This window comes from Kribbella sp. NPDC050281 (genome assembly GCF_040655855.1).
GTDB lineage: Bacteria > Actinomycetota > Actinomycetes > Propionibacteriales > Kribbellaceae > Kribbella.
In genome coordinates, this window is the sequence record NZ_JBFAKS010000086.1 from 1 (window position 1) to 9306 (window position 9306).

At 69.0% G+C, this 9306-nt stretch carries 6 protein-coding genes; 3 read left to right on the forward strand and 3 right to left on the reverse strand.

Going from position 1 to position 9306, the window contains the following annotated elements; all coding sequences use genetic code 11:
- Window positions 1–112 precede the first annotated feature (112 nt).
- Window positions 113–1105 (reverse strand): hypothetical protein, encoded by a 993-nt coding sequence (locus AB0I34_RS43750; RefSeq protein ID WP_360458540.1) that lies wholly within the window; start codon window positions 1103–1105, stop codon window positions 113–115.
- A 304-nt stretch (window positions 1106–1409) separates the two neighbouring features.
- On the opposite strand from AB0I34_RS43750, the gene AB0I34_RS43755 reads away from it, so the two are divergent.
- Both AB0I34_RS43755 and AB0I34_RS43760 read left to right on the forward strand, forming a co-directional pair.
- A complete protein-coding gene (locus AB0I34_RS43755) occupies window positions 1410–2240 on the forward strand; it encodes a serine/threonine-protein kinase (protein ID WP_360458543.1) in 831 nt (276 codons plus the stop codon).
- Window positions 2241–2287: 47 nt separating this feature from the next.
- On the forward strand, window positions 2288–3163 hold the full coding sequence (locus AB0I34_RS43760; RefSeq protein WP_360458546.1) for a hypothetical protein: 876 nt from the start codon (window positions 2288–2290) through the stop codon (window positions 3161–3163).
- 7 nt (window positions 3164–3170) lie between these two features.
- Here AB0I34_RS43760 and AB0I34_RS43765 read toward each other — a convergent pair whose 3' ends face one another.
- Window positions 3171–4769 (reverse strand): DHA2 family efflux MFS transporter permease subunit, encoded by a 1599-nt coding sequence (locus AB0I34_RS43765; protein ID WP_360458549.1) that lies wholly within the window; start codon window positions 4767–4769, stop codon window positions 3171–3173.
- A gap of 292 nt (window positions 4770–5061) precedes the next feature.
- On the opposite strand from AB0I34_RS43765, the gene AB0I34_RS43770 reads away from it, so the two are divergent.
- Window positions 5062–8889 carry a S8 family serine peptidase gene (locus AB0I34_RS43770; protein ID WP_360458552.1) on the forward strand — a complete coding sequence of 1276 codons (3828 nt, stop codon included), beginning with the start codon at window positions 5062–5064 and terminating at the stop codon, window positions 8887–8889.
- Here the strand turns inward: AB0I34_RS43770 and AB0I34_RS43775 are convergent.
- On the reverse strand, window positions 8883–9239 hold the full coding sequence (locus tag AB0I34_RS43775) for an NAD-binding protein (RefSeq protein ID WP_360458555.1): 357 nt from the start codon (window positions 9237–9239) through the stop codon (window positions 8883–8885). The two genes, AB0I34_RS43770 and AB0I34_RS43775, sit on opposite strands and share 7 nt — an antisense overlap.
- Between the last annotated feature and the right edge of the window lie 67 nt (window positions 9240–9306).

Consider the following 9306-nt stretch of genomic DNA (forward strand, 5'->3'; position numbering starts at 1 on the left):
GTGACCGTCACGGGTACTGCCGGACGAGACCACATCCGGGTGTCCGGCTCCGCCGGGGACGTGCGGGTGTCCGGACTGAAGGCCGCCGTACGGCGGACGCCGGGTCGTGCGATCAGAGGATGCTGAGCGCGATGGTGCCCGGCGCCAGCCGCCGGGTGTTCACGTCGTCGCGGCCGGCCAGCGTGTCGATCGTCAACTGGTCCGTCGGTTCCGCGTCCTTCAGCCGTACGTCGGCCTTCAGTCCGGACACCCGCACGTCCCCGGCGGAGCCGGACACCCGGATGTGGTCTCGTCCGGCAGTACCCGTGACGGTCACAGCGTCGACCGCCGAGTCGCCGCCGCTCGCGTTGAGCTGCGCACCGAGGTCGACATCGACGTTCTTGACATCGGTACCGCGCAGATCGCCGACGGTGACCGTGTCGGCGCCACCGAGCGCGTTCAGCGACACCCGCTCGACGTTGTCGGTGTCCATCACGATGTTGCCCACGTCCCGGGTGAACCGCAGTCGCGGACCGTTGGCGGCGGCAACGAACTTCTCCGCCGCGGCCGCGCCGTTGAACACCATGGTGTCCTGGTCGCGACCACCCTGGATCACGTCGCTGCCGTCTCCCGGATCCCAGGTGAACGAATCGCGGCCACTGCCGAGCAGCGCTGTGTCGGTGCCACGGTTGCCGTCGACGGTGTCGTTGCCGGCGCCGGTGCGGAACAGTTCGTTGCCGCTGCCCCCGAAGGCGGAGTCGTTGCCGTCGCCGGTGTCGATGATCGTGAACGGCTGTACCTCGGCGCCGTAGTCGATCCGTACGACGTCGTTGCCGCCCCGGCTGCTGACGAGGATCTGGGTGAAGTCGCTGCGGTTGACCGTGCGCTTCGTCGTACCAGGACCGAAGTCGACCTCGAGAACCGACGTGTTGGTCGCCGGCACGCTCAGCGTGATGGTGTCCGCGTGGTTCGTTCCGGTGACGATCAGCTGGCCGGTGTCGATGACGACGCCACTCGACGGGGTCGCGGATGCCGTGCCTGCCAGACTCACGGCGATGCCGGTGCTGATGGCCGCGGCGGCTGCCGCGCTCAGACCTCGCCGGAGACGCCTTGTCACACTACTCATGATCTTGTCCCTCCCAATGGGTACGGCGGTCTCGAGTCGACGCGCCGTGCTGTCTATGGGGGGCTACACGCGTGCCGTGGCCGGTCGGTTCAAACGAAGTCCGGCGTATTTCCGGGCATCCGGCGAGTTGGTTGCCGAAGGCATCTAAAGGCACTCAGGGTGTGGTGAGTGGAGATCCGGGGTTCGACCAGGGGTCATCCACAATGTGCCGCGCACGTTTGACGAGGACGATCAAAGAAGCATCGAACCGATGTGGCTCGGCGTCCGTATAGGGAGCACGGAAGATCGGCAGAGGGAGGCGATCATGACAACAGTCGCGGTGAAGTCAGCACCGACTGTCGTCGGCCCGGATCGCCTTGTGACTGGTCGATACCGCCTGATGACGTTGCTCGGCCGCGGCGGTATGGGCAAGGTCTGGCTGGCCGATGACGAGTTGCTGGGCCGGCACGTCGCGATCAAGCAGGTGGTGCTTCCCGGCCACCCGTCCGAGCAGGTTCGCGCCAGTGCGCTGGCCGAGGCGCGCGCGGTGGCACGAGTGGAGCACCACAATGTGGTCAAGGTGTACGACGTCATCGAGGACGCCGGCGATCACTGGATCGTCATGGAACCGCTGTCAGGGCGAACCATGGCCGACGCACTGGCGTCGGACGGGCCGCTACCGGTTGCCGACGTACGGCGGATCGCGCTGCACCTGGTCGACGCGCTAGGGGCCGTCCACCAGGCTGGTCTGGTGCACTCCGACGTCAAGCCGGCGAACGTCCAGCTGTGTGACGACGGACGGGTTGTCCTGATGGACTTCGGCATCGCAACCGCGGTCGACGACGAGCAGACGCTGTCGAGCGAGGCCATGGCCGGCAGCCCGGCGTACATGTCACCGGAGCGAGCCCGCGGCGACGCGGTCGGCCCGGCATCCGACCTGTTCTCGCTGGGCGCGACGCTGTTCGCGGCGGTCGAGGGGAAGTCCCCCTTCGGTGCCGGCGACCCGTTCAGCACCCTGGTAGCGGTGGTCGAGGCCCGGCCGGCCGCCTTCGTGAACTCCGGCCCGCTGCGCTCGATCATCGAAGCCCTGCTGGCCAAAGACCCCACCGATCGCCTGACTGTCGCGCAAACCACCACCGCTCTGCACACCAGCTGACGTCCGGCGCTGGTGCGGCGCGATGGTGTGGGTGCGATCCTGAGCCGGTGACAGCTGGGATGACTGCCGGTGCGTGGGCCGATCAGCAGGTGGCCGCGGTTCGCGACGATCCGTCCGGCCGGCTTGCGCTGATGCAGCGGTGTTACTACGGCCCTTTCGGCAAGGCGCCTCGTCATCTTCCGTACCGTCGTGCGGCGATGTCCGCGATGCAATGGGAGCTGCAGCGCGGCGTACTGCAGCCGTTGTTCGGTGACCGTCCTGGTAGTCCGTGGTGGCGGGCGGTGAATGAGCGCGTACTGCGGGACGGTTGTGAAGCTGTGGCCCTGAGCGGAGATCTGTCCGGGGCTGCCTCGTCACGGACGGTTGACTACTGGCTGTCGTTCGCGCAGTACCCGACCGCTCGGGCTTGGTGGCGCGCGCACAACGGAAGCATCGTGGCCGGCTACCTCGAGCATCGCGAGTTGGCGGAGGCGGAGACTGCCGCCGAGCGCTTCTTCATGAACGTCGTACTGTGCCGGGTGCTATACACGCACACGCTTGTTGCGGCCCCTCGGATCGCGCTCGGCTGGCTGCGTCCGCTCGCTCCGTTGCTCGGTGATCCGAGGCTCGGCATGGCCGGGATCTTCCTTCAGCTGTCGCGCGTCCTGCCGGACGAGTATCCGCTTCGCGACAGTGTGCAGTCCTATCTCAAGGACGAGCTCGGGCTCGGCCGGTTGCTGGACTTCGGCGTGATCCTGCCGCGGCTGCAGCAGATCTACGAGTGGTCGGCGTACGAGCTCGCGGCTCCGGGACTGCTGGACTGCATCGAAACCGGCGCCCTGACCTACGCCTGGTCAGCAGCCGACCGAAGTGTCTGGCAGGCCCCGGAGTCGTCGATTCTCCGTCTGACCCAGCGCCTGCTGCCGCCCGAACGTCGTCGCTAGCCCGCGGTCAGTCGACCACCGCGGGAGGCGCGCCTTCGTCGACGGGGCGGGAGGCCGCGCGTTTGCGGGGGAGCATCAGGGCCGGTATCAAGGTGAGGGTCACCAGCACCCAGGCGACCCAGAAAGTGTTGGCGAAGGCCTCGGCGGCCTCGACCAGTCCGCGGACAATGGCGGCCGGGTCGATGTGCAGCGGGATCAGGCTCTTCGGCTGGGTGTTGAAGAGGATGGCGGCCTGGGTCTCCTTGAGTCCGGCGCCCATCCCGGGGACGTTCTGCGTACCGGGGATGATCGGCGAGTCGTTGAGCTGATTGGTGAGGATGACCGACATCGTCGCGACCCCGCAGGACGAGGCGATCTGCTGGGTGATGTTGAGCAGGGTCGAGCCGCGCGCGACCTGGGGACCGCGCAGCGTCCGCAGCGCGGTGGTGAACAGCGGCATCATCGTGCCGCCCATCCCGAAGCCCATCACGACCAGCATGGCGATGATCAAGGGGTACGGCGTCGTCGCCGTGAGCTGGGTCAGTCCGAACATGCCGATGACGATCAGCCCGAGACCGACGGGCACGATCCGGCCGACCGGGATCTTGTCCACCAGCCGCCCGGCGATCGGCATCGTCACCATGGCACCGAGTCCCTGCGGTGCTACCAGGAGACCCGCATGCAGCGTGGACTCGCCGCGAATCTCCTGGAAGTACGTCGGCACCAGGAGCAGCCCGCCGAAGAACGCCGCGGCGAACAGGAACATCGTGATGATCGAGACGGTGAGGTTGCGGTCGCGGAACAGCCGCAGGTCCAGCAGCGGGTGCTCCGGCCGGAAGGAGTGCCAGACGAAGGCCGCCATCAACAGCACGCCGACCAGGATCGAGACCCACACCCGGGGCGCGGTGAAGTCACCGCCCTCGGCGGGCAGCGACGAGATACCGAAGAGGAACAGGGCGAGCCCCGGCGACATCAGGGCCACTCCGAGGACGTCGAGCGACTCGGACGGCTCAGCGTGGTCCTTGGCCAGGGCGAACCAGGCGTAGACCAGCGCGATCGCGCCGAGCGGGACGTTGATGAGGAAGATCCAGTGCCAGCTCGCCACCTGGATCAGCCAACCGCCCAGGATCGGTCCCAGGATCGGTCCGAGCAGCATGGGCACGCCGAGGATGGCCATCAGCCGGCCCATCCGGTGCGGTCCCGCCGCCTGGGTCATGATGGTCATGCCGAGCGGCATCAGCATGCCGCCACCCAGGCCCTGCAGGACGCGGAAGGCGATGAGCATGTCGATGCTCGAGGCCGTGGCACACAGCGCGGAACCGGCGGTGAAGAGGAAGATCGCGGCCATGTAGAGCCGCTTGGTGCCGAACCGGTTGGCCGCCCATCCGGTCAGCGGGATCACGGTCGCGAGCGCGAGCGTGTACGCCGTGACTGTCCAGGCCACGTGCGCGTAGGTGACCGGATCCTCGGGTGTGCCGAACTCGAGCTGGAACGTCGGCAGGGCGACGTTGACCACCGTGATGTCGAGGATCGACATGATGGCGCCGAGCACGACGACGCCGGCGATCTTCAGGACAGCGGCATCAATGTGGTCCGGGTAGTCGGACTGGGTCGCTGGCTGGCTCAACGTGATCCCCCCTGAGCACAAGGTCTGCTTGCCGCGAGCCTACGCGCGAACCCGGGCCGGACACGAGCAAATTCCTGATCGAACCGGACGGTCTCCGAGTGTTAGCCGGCGACTACGGACAGTGCACGGACCTCTTGTCCGGGGTGGCGGGGAACTGCCAGTGGCGTGTTTCGGTCAATGGGTGTGGCGGGGCGCCGTAGGTGGTGCGTAATTGTCCAGCACTCCTCCTACCGCCACGGAGAAAGGGGCCGTCGTGCCCTCCGCCCTTCCGCACCGCCGTCTGTCTGTTTGCGTGCTGACCGCTGTGACCTTGGCCGGCCTTCTTGTCGCCGGACCGGCTGCGGCGGCACCACCAGGAGCCGGTCCGTCCCGCCAGGTGTCGATGCCGGACGGCGGTCACATCGCCCTCGACCCCGACGGCGCGGCGACCCGTACCGATGCTCAAGGCAACGTTCTCGGCCGGACGACGATCCTGATCCCGGACGGTACGTCGGCAGTCGGTGGCGACTGGGCCCCCACGGACGAGGCGGTGCGCGCCACCTTCGCACAGCAGACCGCCCAACCCGGGCAGCGTGTCTCGGCGATGTCCACCGGCCCGAAGCCCGTGCCGGCGGAAGTGGTCGGCGCAGCTCGCCAGGCGACCCCGAAGGCAGCCAAGACGCCGCCATCGGCGCTGCCGGCGAACTACGGCCTGACCTCTTCCGCGCAGAGCTTCCTCAACGCCGGCGGCACGAACGCGGTCGGCGCCTTCAGCACGCTGCAGGAGCGGTTCGGCCAACTGCCCGGTGCCGGTCAGATCATCACGAACGTCTCGATCGGCGATCTCACCGACCAGGCGATGGCCGATGCGGGCGACAACTACGTCCGGTCCCACGGCCCGACCACGATCGTCCGTGACGGACAGCGCTACCTCGATCTGCCGGCGATGCCGCTGATTCCGACGTACACAGCAGGCCCGGACGGCAGGCTGGACCCGGTCGGCTCGACCGAGGGGCAGGACGCCCAACTCGGTGAGGTGCTGCTCGACTTCGGGGTGATGGCGCCGCTGCCGCACGACAAGCAGCGGCCTGAGGCGACCGGCGACGGTCTCACCGATCTCCTCGGCATCGCGCCGGGCGCGCAGTACCGGCTCGTCGTCCCCAAGCAGCCCACGTTCGACCAGATCGCGGTGGCGCTGCTGGCCGCGGCCGGGCAGACCCCGCGCCCGGACGTGATCACGGCGAGCCTCGGCTTCGGCACCGACACCGAGGGCTTCCCAGGCCGGTACCTCGAGGACGACCCGGTGATCCGGAACGTCGTCACCACGATCGTGCACCAGTACCACATCGTTGTGACCATCTCGTCGAACGACGGCACCCGGCTCTACACGCCGACCGCGGTCGGCCCGGACGGCGGCAGCACGCCCACCGACCTGGTCTCGCACCACGAGGCCGCGACGACCATCGACGACGTCGCGCAGTCGACCACACCGACACGAGTCCCGGACAGTGGTGCGATCGCCGTCGGCGGCACCACACTCGACGACATCGCTTCGGAGCCGTCGTCGCACAACCCGACCTTCGCGGCCACGCGCACGAACGGCGGAACCACGTTCTCGTCCGGCTTCGGCACGCGTCTCAACGTGTCCGCACCCAGCGACGGCATCCTGGTGTACGAGCACACCGGGGGAGGGTCTGCGCAGGAGGTCACGCCTGTACTGAACGGCGGTACGTCGGCCTCCGCCCCGATGGTCGCCGCGGCCGCCGCCGTCGTACTGCAGGCTTCTGAACTGACCGGACACCGGCTCAGCCCGACGGATGTCCGGGCGTTGCTGGAACGCACCGGCCGTGCGGTCGCCAGCCCGCCGCAGATGGACCGGAAGGTCACCGTCGGACCGCAGCTCGACGTCACCGCCGCGGTCAACGAGGTGCTCGAGAAGGGACAGGAGCAGCCCCGGATCGCGCGGCTGTCCGTCGCCCACCGCGTCGTCACCGGCGGCCTCGGCGGCTCGTTCCTCGAGTCCAGTGACCCGGACCGGATCGACCTGCAGACCGGCGGCACCGGCGAAGGCCTGGTCGGACCGATCACGATCGGCGCCGACGTGGTGGGCTCGACCGCCGGCAAGACCGACTATGTCCTCACGGTCAATGGGCACGAGTTCCACTCGTCCGTACCAGCGGTCCGGCTGACGCCGAGTGAGCTGTTGGGTGCTGCGGGCCTGCCCGTTGTGTCCGACCAAGACCGCGACGTCTCCGTGGCATTCGAAGTACGTAACGGCGAGCACGTGGTCGCCTCGGCGGCCAAGACCCTCACGGTCGGACCGACGGACGGGACGTACGCCGAGGCGCTGGCACCCGTCGCTCCGGCGACCGTCCGCGCGGACAGCGCGGTGACGGTCCACTACGACCTGACCGGCGTCCGGAACCTGTCGAACCCGCAGCTCGTAGTGTCGACGCTCGGGCACTGGAACCCGCTCACGGCACCACTGTTCGGCACCGGGTTCGTTGCTCCGCTCAACGATCTGAGTGGCGATGTCGTGGTCCCGGCGAGCGCGTTCGCCGGCGGGGGCGGGATCTACGGCATCGGGATCGTCCAGCGGTCGGTCACCGGTTCGGCCGGCACACCGACGTACGGCGAGTTCACTGCGATCCGGGTCGACGGCGGTACGGCCGACCGCCGGCCGCCGGCGCCGACTCTCGGTCCGCGGGCCGACCACAGGCTGGAGATCCGGCGCGCCGCGCCGCGTTTCTCGCTCCGGTACGACGTCCGCTCGGTTCCCGGCGCGACCGGAGCGGCGGTCGAGTTCTCCGCGCCCGCGCCGACGCTCTACAACGCGCTCAATACCTTCACCAACGCCAACGGTGACTCGCGCGACCAGAACGGGGTCAACGCGGGATCCGTTGCGTATCAGCCGCTTCCGGCCCGCTCGGGTGTCGCGTCTCTGAACGCGGTCGACCTTGGCCTCGGCGGCTCGGTGGCGTACAACGTCCGGGTCTTCGGGACCGACCGATCCGGCGGGATCCTCGGCCAGGCGTCGGCGTCCTCGCTGTTGACGGTCGACGACGGCCTCGCACCCGGCGACGGGAGAGTGACGAGCTTCGCGGCCCAGCCCGGGGGCACGTCGTACGCCGCCCTCCGGACCCCCGGCGGGGGAGAGTCGGTCCTGGAATACGACACTGCGGCCGGCACCTACGGTGGCACGATCACCACCGATCCGTCGCCGGAGAGTGGCTACCAGGTGCTCGGCGCGGATCCGCAGGCGCATCGCGTCGTACTCCTGCACTTCTCGCCGACCGGTTCGGCGCTGGAGACCTACGACACCACCACGAAGCAGCGCGTCGGCACGGCGGCCATGGACGGCTACACGGTCCGGGGCGGACGCGTCGACCCGGTCCGGCACCGCGCCGCGATTCTTGCCTTGCGCAACGAAGATGGTGCTGACGTCGTCCTCCCGATCGCCCTCGCGACCGGCACACCGGCTCCGGTGATCGCCGCTGATCCGCCGGGTGCGGTGCGGGGTGGGTTCAAGATGATCGAGCTCGACCGGCAGACCGGCACGGTGTACCTGTCGCGGACCAGCAGCAGCCTGATCTGCATCGGTGGCGGGGCAGGCTCCGCGGTGAGCGTCGACCTCGACACGAGCGCTCTGCGGCTGTCGGACTCGGGCAGCGTCTGCGCCAACGGCCTCGCACTGGACGAGGGAGCGGACCGGCTGTACCAGCTGTCGTACCGCTCTGTCAGCCTGAACATCGTGGGGACGACCAGCATGAGCGTGCTGGCCGGCGAGACGATGACCACCGCCGCACCGACGATCCCGGTCCGGCAGCAGCAGGCGGCGTACCTCGCGATCGACAGCGTGCACCACCTCGGGCTGGTCGCCTTCCGCACTCCGCCCGTGTTGTCACAGTTCGGCCGCGTCGGCGGCGTTGTCACCGACAGCAACGCGACCAGCCAGCTCGCGGTCATCGATCTGGCGACGGGCCAGCAGGTCTCGGTGGTGTCCGGCTTGAACTTCGTCAGTAGTCCTTTCGGCGGGGAGTACAACTCGCAGACCGAACGCGCGGTCCAGCTGGACCCGAGCACCCGCACCGGGTGGGTGCCCTCCGTCGACGGCCGGCAACTACAGCAGTTCCGCTACTGACCCCACCGCCCAGCCCGTAGCGCGAGCACGGTCAGCACGCTGGCCTCGATGTCGGTGCCGATCCCGACCACCGCCCGGCCGAAGTCGGGCACGCCGAGTTGGCGCAGGGCCTCGTTGTCGGTCGAGTCGGCCTGCGCCACGTGGGTGAGCTGGTCGGACCACTGCTGCACGAGCTTGGGGTCGTCGTCGATGCCGAGCACCTCGTGCCCGAGCCGAAGCAGGGAAGCCGCCACCTGCCCGCCGAAGCGGCCCAGCCCGAGGACCGCGACGCCCTCCGCGGCCGTCGGTGCCCGGCCCGCGCCCTGCGCCGGGCCCAACGGCCCCTTCGGTACGCCCTGTTCGTCATCCAACAATCGGACGGTCCTCCGGGTATCGGTAGAGCCGCGTGCGGGCGTTCAGCGCGATCGCCGAGGCGAC

Excerpts from the sequence above, each read along its gene's own strand:
- AB0I34_RS43755 (WP_360458543.1), top strand. The coding sequence starts at position 1,410 with ATGACAACAGTCGCGGTGAAGTCAGCACCGACTGTCGTCGGCCCGGAT.
- AB0I34_RS43750 (WP_360458540.1), bottom strand. The coding sequence starts at position 1,105 with ATGAGTAGTGTGACAAGGCGTCTCCGGCGAGGTCTGAGCGCGGCAGCC.